15 protein-coding genes are annotated in these 16807 nt (G+C 55.1%); 9 read left to right on the top strand and 6 right to left on the bottom strand.

Annotated elements, in window-relative coordinates; translation table 11 throughout:
- Window positions 1–86: 86 nt before the first annotated feature.
- Both AM410_RS02370 and AM410_RS02365 read right to left on the bottom strand, forming a co-directional pair.
- A complete protein-coding gene (locus AM410_RS02370) occupies window positions 87–1469 on the bottom strand; it encodes a carbohydrate binding domain-containing protein (RefSeq protein WP_236900105.1) in 1383 nt (460 codons plus the stop codon).
- An 87-nt stretch (window positions 1470–1556) separates the two neighbouring features.
- On the bottom strand, window positions 1557–2321 hold the full coding sequence (locus tag AM410_RS02365; RefSeq protein WP_014168780.1) for a LecA/PA-IL family lectin: 765 nt from the start codon (window positions 2319–2321) through the stop codon (window positions 1557–1559).
- A 786-nt stretch (window positions 2322–3107) separates the two neighbouring features.
- Between AM410_RS02365 and AM410_RS02360 the strand changes: the two genes are divergently transcribed.
- Window positions 3108–3467, top strand: a complete 360-nt coding sequence (locus tag AM410_RS02360; RefSeq protein ID WP_108647478.1) for a LecA/PA-IL family lectin — start codon at window positions 3108–3110, stop codon at window positions 3465–3467.
- A gap of 404 nt (window positions 3468–3871) precedes the next feature.
- On the opposite strand, the gene AM410_RS02355 is transcribed toward AM410_RS02360, so the two are convergent.
- The gene (locus AM410_RS02355; RefSeq protein ID WP_108647476.1) at window positions 3872–5086 is read right to left on the bottom strand and encodes an L-dopachrome tautomerase-related protein; all 1215 of its coding nucleotides are present in this window, start codon (window positions 5084–5086) and stop codon (window positions 3872–3874) included.
- A gap of 68 nt (window positions 5087–5154) precedes the next feature.
- Entirely contained in the window at window positions 5155–5949 is a 795-nt protein-coding gene (locus AM410_RS02350) for an SDR family NAD(P)-dependent oxidoreductase (protein ID WP_047355620.1), read from the bottom strand.
- A gap of 97 nt (window positions 5950–6046) precedes the next feature.
- On the opposite strand from AM410_RS02350, the gene AM410_RS02345 reads away from it, so the two are divergent.
- On the top strand, window positions 6047–6943 hold the full coding sequence (locus tag AM410_RS02345) for a LysR family transcriptional regulator (protein WP_050737472.1): 897 nt from the start codon (window positions 6047–6049) through the stop codon (window positions 6941–6943).
- A gap of 20 nt (window positions 6944–6963) precedes the next feature.
- Window positions 6964–7473 (top strand): hypothetical protein, encoded by a 510-nt coding sequence (locus AM410_RS02340; RefSeq protein ID WP_020885258.1) that lies wholly within the window; start codon window positions 6964–6966, stop codon window positions 7471–7473.
- A gap of 33 nt (window positions 7474–7506) precedes the next feature.
- On the opposite strand, the gene AM410_RS02335 is transcribed toward AM410_RS02340, so the two are convergent.
- Window positions 7507–9291 carry a diguanylate cyclase gene (locus tag AM410_RS02335; RefSeq protein ID WP_073395592.1) on the bottom strand — a complete coding sequence of 595 codons (1785 nt, stop codon included), beginning with the start codon at window positions 9289–9291 and terminating at the stop codon, window positions 7507–7509.
- 120 nt (window positions 9292–9411) lie between these two features.
- Window positions 9412–10521 carry an AI-2E family transporter gene (locus tag AM410_RS02330; protein ID WP_020885256.1) on the bottom strand — a complete coding sequence of 370 codons (1110 nt, stop codon included), beginning with the start codon at window positions 10519–10521 and terminating at the stop codon, window positions 9412–9414.
- Window positions 10522–10857: 336 nt separating this feature from the next.
- On the opposite strand from AM410_RS02330, the gene mmuP reads away from it, so the two are divergent.
- From mmuP to tauD, 6 genes are all read left to right on the top strand, one after another.
- Window positions 10858–12258 carry an S-methylmethionine permease gene (gene mmuP, locus AM410_RS02325; RefSeq protein WP_025205021.1) on the top strand — a complete coding sequence of 467 codons (1401 nt, stop codon included), beginning with the start codon at window positions 10858–10860 and terminating at the stop codon, window positions 12256–12258.
- Window positions 12245–13177, top strand: a complete 933-nt coding sequence (gene mmuM, locus AM410_RS02320; protein ID WP_108647474.1) for a homocysteine S-methyltransferase — start codon at window positions 12245–12247, stop codon at window positions 13175–13177. The genes mmuP and mmuM overlap by 14 nt, the downstream gene beginning before the upstream one ends.
- 196 nt (window positions 13178–13373) lie before the next feature.
- The gene (gene tauA / locus AM410_RS02315; RefSeq protein ID WP_014168800.1) at window positions 13374–14336 is read left to right on the top strand and encodes a taurine ABC transporter substrate-binding protein; all 963 of its coding nucleotides are present in this window, start codon (window positions 13374–13376) and stop codon (window positions 14334–14336) included.
- Window positions 14337–14346: 10 nt separating this feature from the next.
- Window positions 14347–15114, top strand: a complete 768-nt coding sequence (gene tauB, locus AM410_RS02310; RefSeq protein WP_014168801.1) for a taurine ABC transporter ATP-binding subunit — start codon at window positions 14347–14349, stop codon at window positions 15112–15114.
- A complete protein-coding gene (tauC, locus tag AM410_RS02305) occupies window positions 15111–15938 on the top strand; it encodes a taurine ABC transporter permease TauC (RefSeq protein ID WP_014168802.1) in 828 nt (275 codons plus the stop codon). Before tauB ends, tauC begins: the two co-directional genes overlap by 4 nt.
- A complete protein-coding gene (tauD, locus tag AM410_RS02300; protein ID WP_014168804.1) occupies window positions 15935–16786 on the top strand; it encodes a taurine dioxygenase in 852 nt (283 codons plus the stop codon). Before tauC ends, tauD begins: the two co-directional genes overlap by 4 nt.
- The last annotated feature ends 21 nt before the right edge of the window (window positions 16787–16807 follow it).

Here is a 16807-nt window from a genome sequence, read left to right as displayed (position 1 = left end):
ACTGGCTAAGCAGTGATGCCTGGTTTAACTAACACGTAGCCAAACCGGCATCACTTCATATCTGAAATGAAGTCAGCGTAACAAAATCAATCGACTGATCTTACTGTGATTCCAGTTATGCTGAAATCATTACCATCGCCGCTGGCTTTATGGCTGAAAATTTCCAGCACATTATCGCCCTGTGCCGCCGTAAACTCACCTGACAGCGTGACCCACTCGCCTTTCACGGCAAGTGCTGTAACCGAGGTAATATCCTGGCCTGCCACCCGCAGTGACAGTTCGGGTATCACCTTGTAGTCATTGTCCCTGCGAGCCTGAAGGCTGAAGCGATAGCGTTTCCCCGGCAGGAGTTCCGAATAATGTTTATAAAGCAGCACGCCATTGTGTGTCCGGCCCTTAACATTGGTGGTCGGAAAACGAATCATGGTCGCGCCACCTTCTGAGTAAAACTCATGCTCAGGCGTTGCCGGTCCAAACTGCCAGTGATTCAGATGATTATTCGTAAACTTACTCTCATCCAGGAATGGTGTTGGCTCGGGACTGACAGAGGGAGTGTCCGGCGCAGCGGGGGGTGAGGAGGGGGGCACCGGTTTGTTGTGATGTTCCTGACACGGGCAAGGGGGCGTATTCTCTTTGCAACTGCAGTCGCTGGCGCAAGCGTCAATCAGGTTCTTAAGCACATCAGCAAGCGTATTCACCGCCCGGACAATCTCAGGGGCCTGTGCGCAAAGATCGCTGCCATTACCGGGCGTCTTCGCTGGCGTTTTGCCTTCCAGCGCATCTGCTTCTTCTTTTTTGTTCGCCACGCTGTCGTGTTGCGTGGCCTTACTGGCGCAAATGGTGCTTTTTAAAACCGAGGCAAAATCGGCAATGCCGGAGGTGTAGATATAATGCTCACCACCCGTACGAAGCGCCAGGCGCTTGTATTCCCGAACCATGGCTTTCTCATCATCCGGGGTGGGATAAGGTAATGAGGCATGAGGCGTGCCCAGATAGGAGTGGATTTTGACGCTGTACTCCAGGGCGGTGGCAATGGCATCATCGCAGGCTTTGATGCGGCCCGCATCCAGGGTCATCTCTCCGCCTTTCAGACTTTCGTCTCCCAGCACAAAAACATTCTTTTCAGCGCCGTCACGCCAGTTGTAATGACGGATAACGTCCTCCGCAGCAGGCGCCACATCTTCCTGAGCGGGGTTCCCCTCTTTGACATACTCTCTGCCTTTCAGGGCGGACGGGTTAGCACCGGCCTCGCTCGTCAGGAACTGACGGACCGTTTTATTAAATTTGGTGCCGGCAAAAACGCCTTCGATACCCAGAAAATCAGTTCGTAAATCCGAAGGGCAGGCTTTTCTGGCCTCCTCAATGGCGCTCTCAAGTTTTGCACAGAGCGCTTCCGCTTCATCCTTCATTGAAAGACTGCTGTCGATGATGAAAACCAAATCAACTTTTTTATTGTCCATAATGCTCATATCAGGGGCTCCATTAACGTTCATTTTTGTTTTCCAGTGAACCGGCAGGGAAGGCAGTGCATGGCACGTTGCCTCCCTGCGGGCGTTTCAACCGAGCACAACAAACCTGACGTCATAGCCTCCCGTATTATTGGCGTATTCAGACGCAACATTTGTATCGTTAAAAATGAATGAAATTTCGCCATCAGCAGGGACTTCCCAGTCGCTACCGCCGCTTCCGATACCGTAAATATGCTCACCCGCTTTGATCAGTAATTTCCCCGCCAGTGCTTCTGGCAGGACAAAAGTGGGATCCGGTTTTTGCGCTGACGGATGCTGGCTGTCGCCGTCAGGTCCAAAGCTGCGACCGCGGCTGTCGTACTGAGCGGTACCGGCAGCAATCAGCATCACCTTGTCCCCTTTGCTCACGGATACGCCGGTGTGGGTCCAGTCACTGCGCGTTGCGGGAACATGACCTTTCCAGTCCGCCTTTTGAGCCGCCGCTTTCTTTTCGTCTTCAGCGATATACACAACCGCGCTGAAAGCGCCGCTGTTGTCGCGATGTGAAGAGTCACTGACCACGAGAATCAGCTCGCCGTCTTCCGGTACCGACCATTGGTAAACACCACTGCCAATGTCATAGCTTTTTCCGGATGCACTGAATCGGGCTTTCAGCACCTTATCGTTCCGTAAGACAAAGCCCTCTTTTAGCCTGCCGTATGGCGATGCCAGGGCGTAGTCTTCTTTACCGTATTTAATCCATCCTTCCGCAATAATACTGATTTTTTGCCCGGCTTTTAGTTTAAGTCCGGTATTAATGCCCGTGTCAGCAGTTGCGTCAATATTGCCCGACCATGCAGGTGAAACAGTCATATAATTCTCCGTAATCGTGACAGCGTAGAGCGTCCAGCTTGTCAGTGGTATGAGGTAATAAATAGCCTACAGATAATGTTTTTTGTTACTAAGGGGTACGGCATTCACAATCAGAATATAAACAGATATGCCACTCAGCAAATAATATTCTGGAAATGATGCTGATGATTTCCGTTCGTCTCCCGTCTGCTGCAGTTCTGCGAATTAAATATTAGGATTAATCTCATGCTGTGTTTTGTTACTCCAGAGCGGTAATGCGTCCGCGTGAGAGGTATATGTTGAAACCAAAAAAGTAATACACAGGGTAACTAAGTGGATATTTGTTAACCCATTCATTTTCCGTCGGGGAGGCGAGAAATTAAGTGGAGAAGTAGAGGTTTTTTATTAGGCGGATATCGCAGTAGGCTGTGCTGTAAGGCGCCCTTTCACTGCTTCGCGTACCTATTATTACCGCCAGTCAGGCATGGTAATTAATTTACTAAAGGTATAATTACAGTCATGATTAAAAGTGCGATTACTCCTATAGTTAACATTAAAATCAACTACAAATCAATGTGTTAGTGGTTGGTTGTGTTGGTGTGTTTATATAAATCGCGGCGTAAAAAAAGAAATCGCATTATTCTTTCGACATAACTCTGGAAAAGATAAATATATTCATATGCATCCATGATGAAATGTTATGAATACTAAATGTGATGTCTGTCACATGCAGGAGAATCTTGTCTTTGATTGATGCAAAGCACGCATCAAATGTAATGTTAATGAAGTTTGATAAAGGAGAATAGCATGACGGCTAAGCCAGAATGGTCCGGAGAAGTTCCTGCAAATATTCCTGCCGGTATTAATACAGGCCTGCAACTGAATGCCGGTGATGAGATAACGATAATGGCCTCTGGCTGGATTAAATACGGTAAAGAAGAATTTGCGCTGGCGGTGCCGGATGGCAGGGTGAAAGAAGGGCTCATTACCTGCAATGATAAGGTGCTCAAGGCGAGATTTGATACTTCTGGCAAAGGTTATGATATAGGCGGTGGAGTATATAAATGGGCGACTCCCCAAAGCGGTATCCTGCATCTGTATATTGCCGATACAGAGGTTGGATACTCTGATAATACCGGCAGTTTCAGCGTCAATGTATACCGATAAGAACGGGTCGTTTCGGATACAGCGATTTCAGCCCCATTGATATGGCGGCAGGGATTATGTCCGGCGTTCTCAAACCGATATCTTATTCATTCCAATATTATTCGCAGAACTCAGCAGATGATAAGAAGACTAATCAACAATATTCTCTGGTACTCTACCGGGTGGGTGTTTTTTGGCCTGATAGTGCTCAGTGGAATCGCAGGGGGACTGGCGGCTTCAGTCCTGCATTTTACTACAACGGATGCATTCCTGGCCGCATTTTGCCTTTTTCTGTTGCTGTCATTGCCCGTTTGCTTCTGGCTGCACCGGTTATCTCGTATACACCGGCGTCAGTAATGTACACGCCCACAAGGAGAGTCCCTGTGAGCGTGTAGTGTTTCCAGTGCTGAGCATGCGCAGTCGCGTTACTGGTGCTTATCCTGCAACGCCTTCAGGGGTAAACGCCATACGTCATAGCGCTCCTGGCCAGGTTTGACCGCGCCAGCAAAATGGTCGTTCAGGCTGCTGGAGGTAAAGATCAGATCCCCGTTCGGATTGATGGCCGGTGTGTCCGGCCAGTGTACGCCGTCGTTTGACGCCAACAGGGTCATTGAGCCGCTCTTCGGTTCATACCTGACAATACCGTTGTGTGTCACATCGGTGATATAGAGGTTGCCTTTGGCATCGGTCACGATACCGTCGGTATTGCCTCCCACCGAACCAAGATCCCGGATCTGCGCCGCAATCTGCGCATCGTCAGCACCAGGCTTTCGCAGGATGTCAGTTGGTACCGCAAACGCATGGGTCCCTGTCGTCACCGTCCAGTAGAGCGTGCCGGTATCCGGAGACAGCGCAATACCGTTGATGCCAATCAGTAATGGATGACCTGGCCAGACTTCAGCCCCGTGCGAGACGACTTTCACACCCGGCTCAATCTGCAGGTCTGGATGACGGTCGAGCACACGTCGGGCAGTGCCGGTTGCGAAATCGGCGATGATAAGACCGACGCGGTTCTCAGGCGCACTGCGCGAGCCGCTGTCGGAGATGTAAGCGACACGGCGCGTCTCATCAACAACCACATCATTGAGGAAACTCGCCTTGCGGTCTGCCACGCCATCCAGTGGAATGCGTTTGATCGTGCGACCGGTATTCAGATCCAGCACCATCAGTTTCTGCGAACCCACGGGGGATTCCGCTTCTCCCGCGACGAACCCCATATCCAGGGCCCACAGCCAGCCATTCTTACGGTCAATATAGAAGCCAAGCACGTTACGCAGGTTCTGATCGGGAGCGGTTTCCACCGCATTCCCCTCGCGGGACGGAAATGCCGTGAGGCGCGCCGGTCCGGTCTGCACGGTCGTATCAAGAATACTTAACGTCGCGGGTGCACCGGCTGAAACCAGTCGAGGGGTACTGACAAAGGCTCTTCCCTTTGCATCAAAGTGGATGCCTGCGATGGGCGCGTTAACCGAGCCGGAAAACGGCGTCGGCGTTTCCTCCTTCTCAGGCGTATTCCAGGTTACGCCGGTATAGCTGCGCCAGCGCTCAAGAGGGGCCTGGTTCGCTGCGCTGACTCCGCTCGCAAAAGAGAACAACATTGCCATCGCGATGGCGGACATATTACGGGTACGTTTGAACATTTCTATGCTCCGGTAAATAGGGGAAAGCAGGGGACACTGATTCCCCTCAGGTCATGACGGCTGCTGTATTAAAGAATGGAGCGGAAGGTGCCGCCTTCGACGCGCACCGCGGCACCGTTAGAGGCAGCGCCCAACGGGCTTGCCAGCAGCGCGACCATCGCGGCTATCTCATCAGCATCGATCATTCGCGCGATAAGAGAGCTGGGACGGTAGGTCTGGAAGAAATTCGCTTCGATCTCCTGGTCGGTCATACCCGGTGCAGGTGCGGTCTGGCGCAGGTATTCGATAATGCCGTCGGAGCGGGTCGCTGAAGGCAGTACGCTGTTGACCGTAACGCCCGTCCCCTTCGTGAGTTCGGCCATACCGCGCGAAACGGCGAGTTGCGCCGACTTACTGACGCCGTAATGCACCATGTCTGGCGGCGTGAACGCGCCGACTTCGCTCGACATAAATATCACCCGGCCCCAGTTGCGTTCCAGCATGCGCGGGAAGTAATGCCGTGACAGGCGAACGCCGGACATGACATTGATGTTGAACATGTTCAGCCACTCATCATCGGTGATGTCGACGAAGTCTCGGGCTTCGTAAAAGCCCAGGTTGTTGATGAGAATATCGGTGTCAGGGCAGGCCGCGATCAGGGCTTTTGCCCCCTCAGCGTTTCCCAGGTCGGCAACGATGGCGGTGACCTGCGCCTGAGGCTGAGCGGCGGTAATGTCTGCCACGGCGTTTTGCAATTTCGCGTGGTCACGACCAGTAATGGTGACGGCCACGCCTTCGCGCGCCAGCGTGCGGGCGATGGCCAGACCAATCCCCGCGGTTGCGCCAGTAACGAGTGCTGTCTTACCGGTGAGTTGAAGATCCATGATTTTACCCTCTGGTGATGAATGCGCACACTTTACTCATCGCCCAACTGGAGATAAATTAGCGGAATTGAAAAACATTTGTTCCTGAAAGAGCATAATGAGCAGAAAATTCGATTATCTTGGCGATGTTGAGGTCTTCATCGCTGTCGTTGAACACGGCTCATTTACTGCTGCTGCCGTCGCCCTGTCCACCACGCCCTCGGTGTTGAGTCGTGCGGTTTCTCGCCTTGAGACGCGTCTGGGACGACAGCTTTTACAGCGAACCACCCGTCGGGTAGGCCTGACCGAGGCAGGGCGAGTCTATCTGGAGCAGGCGCGCTCTGCTTTTTCCCTGCTGGATGAAGCCGAACGTGATGGGCAGGGTCAGGAAGGCGATCTGACCGGACGCGTGCGCATGAGTGTACCGACTACCTACGGGCACTATCGCCTGCCGCCCTTGCTGGCGCGATTCTCCCAACACTACCCGCGCGTTCAGGTGGATCTGAACATCACCAACCGCAACGTCGACCTGATTGCTGAAGGGTTCGATCTGGCGATTCGTTTGGGTCAGATGCCCGACAGTGGTTTAGTCGCGCGTAAACTGGAGGATGCCGCTTTGCTGCTGGTCGCATCACCCGCGTACCTTCACAGGATGGGGACTCCGCAAACGCTGGATGATTTGCACCGACACATGTGTCTGCCGTTTATTTTGCCGCGCACCGGTCGCATCGCTCCGTGGGTGTTTCGGGAAGACGAACGCGATGTGGACTGGCTACCCGTTTCACCTATCGAAACATCGGATGATGTGCTTGGCGTCGTCTCCCTGGCTGAACACGGTATGGGGATTTGCCAGAGCTATGAATTTATCGTCCAGGACAGGATACAGCGCGGTCAGCTGGTGGAGGTGCTTCCTCACCTTCGCGGACGCTCGCGGCCGTTCTCGGTGATCTTCGCGCCACACCGGCGCCAGTCCGCTGCCACCCGCGCGATGATTGATCTCCTGACCACGCAATAACGACAAGGGAGGGGTGCAATATGAAAAAAACGTCTTATTCGTTTTTGATTCCAGCGATTGTTGGGGTATTGACGCTGGTAATTTGTTTTATTACCTGGCGCGTAGAAATTTACCGTGTGACATTTATTAACGCTCTCGCAATGCAATACATCGCGACCGGCTCATTGCTCTTGTCGCTGGCTTTGATGGTCATTTTTATCTGGAAGGGACGATTGAAAGGTTGGCCGTTTTCTGAGCGTCTAAAAGTGTTCATTGGCACCTTTATTATCAGCATGCCTCTCGCCATTTTCGTCGTCTTTACGGCGGTTTATTTACTGGATGGGAAAGTGTCGTCCTGGAGTGCTCCTTACAAATATAAATCTGTAGGCAGATATAATTGTGAAGGGGCTGAAGTATATGAACCTGAACTGAAAGAGAAGATACGTATTTGTCACCCGATGGGCGACTATCAACTCGATAACACCTTATATGTTGAAAAACGCAGTAATGCGCTGGGTATCGTGGTGCTTTGGGCTATCACGCGCTCATGAACAGGGGAAAGCCTCAGTGGCGCAACATGACGTCTAGCCCGCCTCCAGCATCCCAAAACTTACAATCCGCGATCGGCCCAGTTCTTTAGCCCGGTACAAAGCCACATCGGCTGCACGCAGCAGGTTGTCACTCTGGGCGTGCTGCGGATAGCTGGCGATACCAATCGAAACATCGACTGGCCCAATCTCCGTGAGTCCATAACGTAGCGACAACCCTTGTACGCCGTTGTAAATCTGTTGAGCACAGTCATGCGCTTCTTCTTCATCAGCACCGGAAAGCAGTACTAAAAACTCCTCCCCGCCGTAGCGGAAAGCCATTCCGTTGTCATGGGTAGCCCGCTGAACAATCGTCGCTACGCTTTTAATAACCTGATCACCCGCTTCATGGCCAAACCGGTCATTAATGCTCTTGAAGTGATCGATATCGATCATCATGCAACTCAGTGGTTCGCCGTTACGAATGGCCTGTGTCATTTGGGTATGAAGCGTATCTTCCAGATGATGGCGATTGCGCAAGCCGGTCAGCGGGTCGAACAATGCTTTTTCCAGCAACGCATCGCGTAGCCGCTGGTTTGCCAGCGCCAGACCGAGCGCTTCGGCCATCAGTTCGAGATAAGCTCGGGCAGGGGCATTTTCCGCGGTGATATTCTGGAATGAGAGCAGACCAATGGCCTCGCCCTGGGCAATGAGCGGCACGCACAGCGAACGATACGCCAGTGATTCTGGCAGATGATAGCAGGCGATATCCGGCTTACCGCTGAACGGGGGATGGCTCTGACCACGCCTTACTGCCCAACATTCGTCAGGATGAAACGTCATCTCCTCTCCCGTGGGGGAGAGCCACTGGGCAACGCAGCGCATCTGCCAGGGATCGCGGTCAAGGACATAGAGCCGGCCAGGGACCCCCGGGGCGATATTGGGGGCAAACAGCTCCGCCACGTTGATAACATCGGTAAAGTTCTCACACCCTTGCAGCCGCTGCGTCATGCGGGCCAGCAGTTCGCGGACAGCCCAGTCGGCGTCGCGCTCTTTTTCCAGCCGTTGCCGGGCAAGGCCGTTTTCACGAAAAATACGGATCGCCTGCGCCATATCGCCAATCTCATCAATCTGATTAAAATTCGGCGTTTCGACGGCGTAATCCTGCGACGCCAGACGGTGTACCACGTCGCTCAGACGCACCACGGGGCGCAGCACGCGGCGTTTCAGGATAAAGCCCAGGACAAACAGAAACAGCAGGGCGGTCAGGCCAACCATCAGTTCAGAGGCCGTACGCAGCGCTTTCGATTTTTTGGTGGCATCCTGCACGGACGCAATCACCCGCTTGTCGAGGATCTGGCGAAAGTGATCAATCTGGTTTTGTGCGCGTTCCAGCGCCTGCTCATAGGGGGCACCATAAAGCAGGGCAATGGCCTGAGCATCTTCTCCCCGCTCTGTACTGGTCAGGGCCGTCTGCTGTTCATCCTGTAGCGCATCGATAATCTTGAGACCTTCCCGCAGCAGGGCCAGCTCCTCATCAGACGCGCCGTTATCGCGCAGTTTATCCAGCCTCAGTTCGACATTTTTCAGGTTGTTCTCTGACTGGCTGTATTGTCTGAGGGTTTGCGGATCTTTTTTTATCACGTACAGGCGGGCTAAATCGGACTGCGCCCAGGCGTCGGTTTCAATATCCTCCGTCAGCTCATCAAAGCGCTGCCGCTGTTCAACGGCGTGACGTTCCACGGTGTCGGCATTGGATGCCATCAGCATGATGATGCCTGAGACAAGGGTCAGGCAGACCGTGGCACCATAGGCCCAGTTAGTTATCGTTGCGATTCGCACCTGTGGATCCTTTTACGACATGAGAAGGATGGCGTTCTTTCAAATTATAGAAAACGTTTGATTTAAGGCGAAAAAAAAGGCGGCACAGTGCCGCCTGGTGTGGTCTTTATCGTCATATCATCACAAATCTGGAGGGTTTTTTCCTTCCTCGATGAAATCCGCATCCAGCTCTTCGGCGTTACCCGCGTGATCGCGACCGGAGAACAGGTTCCAGCAGGCGATGAACAGCGCGGCGATCAGCGGCCCAATCACAAAGCCATTAATGCCGTACAGCTCCATCCCGCCAAGGGTTGAGATGAGGATCAGGTAGTCCGGCATTTTGGTGTCTTTCCCCACCAGCAATGGACGCAGAATATTGTCCACCAGCCCGACAATGATGACGAAGAAGCCAACGATAAAGAGACCCTGCCAGAGCTGATGCGTGGCGAACAGGAAGATGGCGGCCGGCACCCAGACAATGGCCGAGCCGACGGCCGGAACCAGCGAAAGGAACGCCATCAGCGCGCCCCAGAGTACGCTACCGTCAATACCAGCGATGGCAAATGCAATCCCGCCGAGCGTGCCCTGAACCACCGCCACTACCGCCGTACCTTTTACCGTTGCCCGCGAGACGCCGACGAATTTGGCGAACAGATGCTGTTTGGCAAAATCAGACAGAGGAAGCGAATCAAGGATCTGGCGTACCAGATACGGACCATCTTTCAGCAGGAAGAACAGCAGATAAAGCATGATGCCAAAGCTGATCGCAAAGCCAAACGTCCCTTTACCAATCAGAAACGCGCTGCCGGCCAGATACTGTCCGCCCTGCAGGGCCACATCGGAGAGTTTTTTCTGGATCTGCGCCGCGTTCGTCAGATTGTGGTCCGCAAGGAAGCCGCTGGCCCAGCCTGGCAGGTGGTTAAAGATGCTCGCCACCACTTCCGGGAATTGGGTGTTGTTCGCTTGCAGCTTGGTGTACACCACGTTCAGTTCAATGGCGAGCGATGAAAAGATCACCATCAACGGGATAAAGACGATGAGGCAGATAATGCCGATAGTTAACAGCGAAGCCAGTCCGTTGCGATCGCCCATCGCCGCGCGCAGCTTGTTTTTTACCGGGTTAAAGATAACGGTAAGAATGGCGGCCCATAAAATCGCGGAGAAGTAGGGGGAGAGCACGTCGAAGAAAGCCCAGGTGACAAGGGCGAGTATGAAGATAAAGAAACCTTTGGTCAGTCCGTTAAAGCGCATCAGTTGATCCTGTAACGATGAAACTGTGTCGACTATAGAACTGATTGAGGGATTTACCAAGAATTGCGCCGCTGTAAAATCCCGCGTATGAACCCGCTCCTTACGGATACCACTTTCGACTGACCGAAGAACGCCAGGGTCCGCGCCATGCTGTAAGTATCTGCTTGCGGAGGTACTTATGGCCTGGCGTCCGTTCCTGTATGTGATCCTCACAACCCACCCCAGACTCAGCGCGCGGCGCGCTCGATTACGTCTGGTCGTCTAGCTTTTTCTTAACAATCGCGGTATAACACACCTTCTTTGGATGTTTAGATGTCCATACGTATAGAAGGTAATATGCAAACACAACAAGAAAATGGGCAGCTTAAGCGCACCATGAAAACACGCCACCTGATTATGCTCTCGCTGGGTGGGGTCATTGGGACAGGGCTATTCTTCAATACTGGTTATATCATTTCAACGACCGGGGCCGCGGGAACGCTGCTGGCGTACCTGATTGGCGCGCTGGTGGTCTGGCTGGTGATGCAGTGTCTGGGCGAACTTTCCGTTGCGATGCCGGAAACCGGCGCGTTTCACGTCTATGCCGCCCGCTATCTTGGCCCGGCTACAGGCTATACCGTGGCGTGGCTTTACTGGCTTACCTGGACGGTGGCGCTCGGGTCGAGCTTTACCGCCGCCGGGTTCTGTATGCAGTACTGGTTCCCGCAGGTGCCCGTCTGGACGTGGTGCGTGGTGTTCTGCGTGGTGATCTTCGGCCTTAACGTCATCTCCACGCGCTTCTTTGCCGAAGGCGAGTTCTGGTTCTCGCTGGTGAAAGTCATCACCATTATTGCCTTTATTATTCTTGGCGGCGCTGCGGTGTTTGGCTTTATCCCGATGCAGGACGGTTCTCCCGCGCCGGGCTTAACCAACCTTACCGCCGAAGGCTGGTTCCCGCACGGCGGCCTGCCCATCCTGATGACCATGGTCGCGGTGAACTTCGCTTTCTCCGGGACAGAGCTTATCGGTATCGCGGCGGGTGAGACGGAAAATCCGCACAAGGTGATTCCGGTTGCCATTCGCACCACCATTGCCCGGCTGATCATCTTCTTTATTGGTACCGTGTTTGTGCTGGCCGCGCTGATCCCGATGCATCAGGCGGGCGTGGAAAAAAGTCCGTTTGTACTGGTGTTCGAAAAGGTCGGTATTCCGTACGCGGCTGATATTTTTAACTTCGTGATCCTGACGGCCATCCTGTCGGCGGCGAACTCGGGCCTGTACGCTTCTGGCCGCATGTTATGGTCGCTCTCGAATGAAAAAACGCTGCCGCGTTGCTTTGCGCGCGTTAATAAAAACGGCGTACCCATGACGGCGATTTCTGTTTCAATGCTTGGCGGCGTACTGGCGCTGTTCTCAAGCGTGGTGGCACCGGACACGGTGTTTGTCGCACTGTCCGCCATCTCAGGCTTTGCTGTGGTGGCGGTCTGGATCAGCATCTGCGCGTCGCATTTTGTCTTCCGTCGTCGCCATCTTCAGTCTGGTCAGCCGCTTTCCGCTCTGCAGTATCGCGCGCCGTGGTATCCGCTGGTGCCGGTGCTTGGCTTTATCCTCTGTGTGGTGGCCTGTGTTGGTCTGGCGTTTGACCCGAGTCAGCGTATTGCCCTTTATTGCGGGCTTCCGTTTGTTGCCCTGTGTTATGGTGCCTACTACCTGACCCGAAACATGACATCGCAGGAGCCTGAACATGTCGCAGAATAATCCGCTTACCGCCATCCTTGAAAAACAGCCATTTGTGGTGCTGGATGGCGCGATGGCGACGGAACTGGAAGCGCGCGGTTGTAATCTTGCAGACAGCCTGTGGTCTGCCAAAGTGCTGGTTGAAAACCCGGATCTTATCCGCGACGTTCATCTGGACTACTACCGGGCGGGAGCGCAGGTGGCGATCACCGCCAGCTATCAGGCCACGCCTGCGGGGTTTGCCGCACGAGGCCTGGATGAGGCGCAATCCCGCGCGCTGATTGGCAAAAGTGTGGAGCTGGCGCGTAAGGCGCGCGAAGCGTATCTCGCGGAAAACCCTCATGCAGGCACGCTGCTGGTCGCGGGATCGGTTGGGCCGTATGGTGCATACCTGGCGGATGGTTCTGAGTATCGCGGTGACTACGTGCGAAGCGCAGAAGCGTTTACCGATTTCCATCGCCCGCGCGTGGAAGCGCTGCTGGATGCCGGGGCAGATCTGCTGGCCTGCGAAACGCTGCCATCCTTTGCTGAAATCAAGGCGCTGGCGGCGCTTCTTGCCGAGTATCCCCGGGCCCGGGGATGGTTCTCGTTTACCCTGCGTGACAGCGAGCACCTCAGCGACGGCACGCCGCTGCGCGAGGTGATTTCTGCGCTGGAACGCTATCCGCAAATTGTGGCGCTGGGGATCAACTGTATCGCGCTGGAAAATACCACCGCGGCACTGAAACATCTTCACAGCCTTACCGCACTGCCGCTGGTGGTCTACCCGAATTCGGGGGAGCATTATGACGCCGTGACCAAAACCTGGCATCACCATGGCGAAGCCTGCGAAACGCTGGCGGGCTATTTACCCCAGTGGCTGGCGGCCGGGGCGACGTTGATTGGAGGATGTTGCCGGACCACGCCGAAAGACATTGCGGAGCTAAAGGCGCAGCGCTGATGCCGTGTGTCGTCTGATGCATTCACCTCATCCCTCTCCCGTCGGGAGAGGGAGCCAGAATAAACCTCACAAAATTCACTATCCTTTGCCACTTTTTTTCTAAAAACGAATCGGAATTAACGATTCTTTTTTATTCCTTTATCAAAATTCCTGCGCCGGAAATACTGCCCTCATAACAACAAGGGGAGCAGTCACAATGGCAATTTCATCGCGAATTACACTTCTCGGCGCGCTGGCGCTGTGGGCATTTCAGGCACAGGCGGTAGACGTTACCGTCGCGTATCAAACCTCTGCGGAACCGGCAAAAGTTGCGCAGGCGGATAACACCTTCGCCAAAGAAAGCGGCGCGAAGGTGGACTGGCGTAAATTCGACAGCGGGGCGGCCGTCGTGCGCGCATTAGCGTCCGGCGATGTGCAGATTGGCAATATCGGTTCCAGCCCGCTGGCAGTGGCTGCCAGCCAGCAGGTGCCTGTTGAGGTTTTCCTGCTGGCGTCACAGCTCGGGAATTCTGAAGCCCTGGTCGTGAAGAAAAACATCACCCGGCCGGAAGATCTGATTGGCAAGCGCATCGCCGTGCCGTTTATCTCCACCACCCATTACAGCCTGCTGGCGGCGCTCAAACACTGGGGCATCAAGCCGGGCCAGGTGCAGATCATCAACCTGCAGCCACCCGCAATTATTGCCGCCTGGCAGCGTGGGGATATCGACGGCGCTTACGTCTGGGCACCTGCCGTGAATGAGCTGGAAAAAGACGGCACCGTGCTGACCGATTCCGAACAGGTGGGACAGTGGGGCGCGCCGACGCTTGACGTGTGGGTCGTGCGTAAAGACTTCGCGGAGAAACACCCAGACGTGGTGAAGGCGTTTGCTAAAAGCGCCATTGACGCCCAACAGCCTTATCTCAGCAACCCCGATGCGTGGCTGAAAGAGACGGGCAATCTGGAAAAACTGTCGCGCCTGAGCGGCGTTCCGGAAGCGGACGTGCCGGGGCTGGTGAAAGGCAATACCTATCTCACGCCTGCACAACAGGTCCAGCAGCTCAATGGGCCGGTCAATAAAGCGATTGTCGATACCGCAACGTTTCTGAAAGAGCAGGGCAAAGTGCCTGCGGTGGCGACAGATTACAGCCAGTACGTGACCGATCGCTTTGTGAAATAAGGGGGAAGCGATGCTGAATATTACAAATCTGTCTGCTGATTACGGCGGTAAACCCGTGCTGGAGGAGATCAACCTGACGCTGGACAGCGGTGAATTGCTGGTCGTGCTGGGTCCGTCCGGGTGCGGCAAAACCACGCTGCTGAATCTGATCGCCGGGTTTGTACCGTATCAGCATGGTTCCATCCAGCTGGAAGGGAAACGGGTCGAGGGTCCGGGTGCAGAGCGCGGCGTGGTCTTTCAGAGTGAAGGGCTGCTTCCGTGGCGCAACGTGCAGGAAAACGTCGCCTTCGGCCTGCAGCTTGCGGGGATTCACCGTGAACAACGGCTGGCGACCGCGCGTGAGATGCTAAAAAAGGTGGGGCTGGAGGGCGCTGAAAAACGTTTTATCTGGCAGCTTTCCGGTGGCCAGCGTCAGCGGGTCGGGATTGCCCGCGCGCTGGCGGCAAACCCACAGCTGTTGCTGCTGGATGAGCCGTTTGGTGCGCTGGACGCCTTCACACGTGAGCAGATGCAAACGCTGCTTTTGCGCCTGTGGCACGAAACGGGCAAGCAGGTACTGCTGATCACCCACGATATCGAAGAGGCGGTGTTTATGGCGACCGAACTGGTGTTGCTTTCGCCGGGGCCGGGGCGTGTGCTGGAGCGGTTGCCGCTCAGCTTTGCCCGTCGCTATGTGGCCGGTGAACCGGTCCGCAGTATCAAATCCGATCCGCTGTTTATTGAACAGCGCGAATATGTTTTAAGCCGCGTATTTGAGCAACGGGAGGCATTCTCATGAGCATTGTCTTCAGTGAAAAAACGCGCCGTCCTCGTCTCGCGTTACGCTGGCCGTTCTCTCGCCAGATCACGCTGAGTGCGGGCACGTTGCTGGTATTGCTCGCGGTCTGGTGGGCAGTGGCAGCGCAACAGTGGGTTAGCCCGTTGTTCCTTCCGCCACCGGGACAGGTGCTGGCGAAACTCATCACCATCGCCGGGCCGCAGGGTTTTATGGATGCCACGCTCTGGCAGCATTTAGGTGCCAGTCTGGCGCGTATTCTGGTGGCGCTGCTGGCGGCGGTAGTGATTGGCATCCCGGTGGGTATCGCGATGGGGCTGAGCCCGACGGTGCGCGGCATTCTCGACCCGCTGATTGAGCTATACCGTCCGGTCCCACCGCTGGCCTATCTGCCGCTGATGGTGATCTGGTTTGGCATCGGGGAAACCTCGAAAATCTTGCTGATTTATCTGGCGATTTTTGCCCCGGTTGCTATGTCGGCATTGGCTGGGGTGAAGAGTGCGCAGCAGGTGCGGATCCGCGCGGCGCAGTCGCTTGGTGCCAGCCGTCTTCAGGTGCTGCTGTTTGTGATTTTACCGGGCGCGCTGCCGGAGATTTTAACCGGGTTGCGCATTGGCCTCGGGGTGGGCTGGTCAACGCTGGTGGCGGCTGAGCTGATCGCCGCCACGCGCGGATTAGGGTTTATGGTGCAGTCGGCGGGAGAGTTTCTGGCGACTGACGTCGTGCTGGCAGGGATCGCGGTGATCGCCGTGATCGCCTTTGGATTAGAACTGGGGCTGCGCGCGCTACAGCGACGTCTGACGCCCTGGCATGGAGAAATACAATGAGTGAACGTCTGACCATCACCCCGCTGGGGCCATACATTGGTGCGCAGGTCTCCGGCCTGGACGTGACCCGTCCACTGAGCGATAACCAGTTCGAGCAGTTGTACCACGCGGTGCTGCGCCATCAGGTGGTGTTCCTGCGCGAACAGGCGATCACCCCGCAGCAGCAGCGCGCGCTGGCCCTGCGCTTCGGCGATCTGCATATTCACCCGGTCTATCCCCATGCGGAAGGCGTGGAGGAGATCATCGTGCTGGATACCCATAACGATAATCCGCCGGACAACGACAACTGGCACACCGACGTGACGTTTATCGAAACGCCACCTGCCGGGGCGATACTGGCGGCGAAGCTGTTGCCGGACACCGGTGGAGATACGCTGTGGGCCAGCGGTATCGCCGCCTTCGAGGCGCTGTCCGTGCCGTTCCGGACGCTGCTGAGCGGGTTGCGGGCCGAACATGACTTCAAAAAATCCTTCCAGGAGTACAAGTACCGGAAAAGCGAAGAGGAACATCTGCGCTGGCAGGATGCGGTCGCGAAACATCCGCCGCTGCTGCATCCGGTAGTGCGTACGCACCCGGTAACCGGTAAGCAGGCGTTATTTGTGAACGAAGGCTTTACGACGCGGATCGTAGACGTGACGGAAAAAGAGAGCGATGCGCTGTTAAGCTTCCTGTTTGCCCATATCACCAGGCCGGAATTTCAGGTGCGCTGGCGATGGCAGGAGAACGATCTGGCGATCTGGGACAATCGCGTGACGCAACACTATGCGAACGCAGATTATCTGCCGCAGCGTCGGATTATGCAGCGGGCGACGATTTTAGGGGATAAACCGTTTTACCGTGCGGGCTGATGCCTTCACCTGACCCTCTCC

It is taken from the genome of Enterobacter cloacae complex sp. FDA-CDC-AR_0164, from assembly GCF_003071645.1.
In the GTDB taxonomy this organism is placed as follows: domain Bacteria; phylum Pseudomonadota; class Gammaproteobacteria; order Enterobacterales; family Enterobacteriaceae; genus Enterobacter; species Enterobacter ludwigii.
This window is presented reverse-complemented; position numbering and strand designations above follow the sequence as displayed.

What these genes read in the sequence shown, in the direction of transcription:
- AM410_RS02370 (WP_236900105.1), bottom strand. Translation starts at nt 1,469, where the DNA reads ATGAGCATTATGGACAATAAAAAAGTTGATTTGGTTTTCATCATCGAC.
- AM410_RS02365 (WP_014168780.1), bottom strand. Translation starts at nt 2,321, where the DNA reads ATGACTGTTTCACCTGCATGGTCGGGCAATATTGACGCAACTGCTGAC.
- AM410_RS02360 (WP_108647478.1), top strand. Translation starts at nt 3,108, where the DNA reads ATGACGGCTAAGCCAGAATGGTCCGGAGAAGTTCCTGCAAATATTCCT.
- AM410_RS02355 (WP_108647476.1), bottom strand. Translation starts at nt 5,086, where the DNA reads ATGTTCAAACGTACCCGTAATATGTCCGCCATCGCGATGGCAATGTTG.
- AM410_RS02350 (WP_047355620.1), bottom strand. Translation starts at nt 5,949, where the DNA reads ATGGATCTTCAACTCACCGGTAAGACAGCACTCGTTACTGGCGCAACC.
- AM410_RS02345 (WP_050737472.1), top strand. Translation starts at nt 6,047, where the DNA reads ATGAGCAGAAAATTCGATTATCTTGGCGATGTTGAGGTCTTCATCGCT.
- AM410_RS02340 (WP_020885258.1), top strand. Translation starts at nt 6,964, where the DNA reads ATGAAAAAAACGTCTTATTCGTTTTTGATTCCAGCGATTGTTGGGGTA.
- AM410_RS02330 (WP_020885256.1), bottom strand. Translation starts at nt 10,521, where the DNA reads ATGCGCTTTAACGGACTGACCAAAGGTTTCTTTATCTTCATACTCGCC.
- mmuP (WP_025205021.1), top strand. Translation starts at nt 10,858, where the DNA reads ATGCAAACACAACAAGAAAATGGGCAGCTTAAGCGCACCATGAAAACA.
- mmuM (WP_108647474.1), top strand. Translation starts at nt 12,245, where the DNA reads ATGTCGCAGAATAATCCGCTTACCGCCATCCTTGAAAAACAGCCATTT.
- tauA (WP_014168800.1), top strand. Translation starts at nt 13,374, where the DNA reads ATGGCAATTTCATCGCGAATTACACTTCTCGGCGCGCTGGCGCTGTGG.
- tauB (WP_014168801.1), top strand. Translation starts at nt 14,347, where the DNA reads ATGCTGAATATTACAAATCTGTCTGCTGATTACGGCGGTAAACCCGTG.
- tauC (WP_014168802.1), top strand. Translation starts at nt 15,111, where the DNA reads ATGAGCATTGTCTTCAGTGAAAAAACGCGCCGTCCTCGTCTCGCGTTA.
- tauD (WP_014168804.1), top strand. Translation starts at nt 15,935, where the DNA reads ATGAGTGAACGTCTGACCATCACCCCGCTGGGGCCATACATTGGTGCG.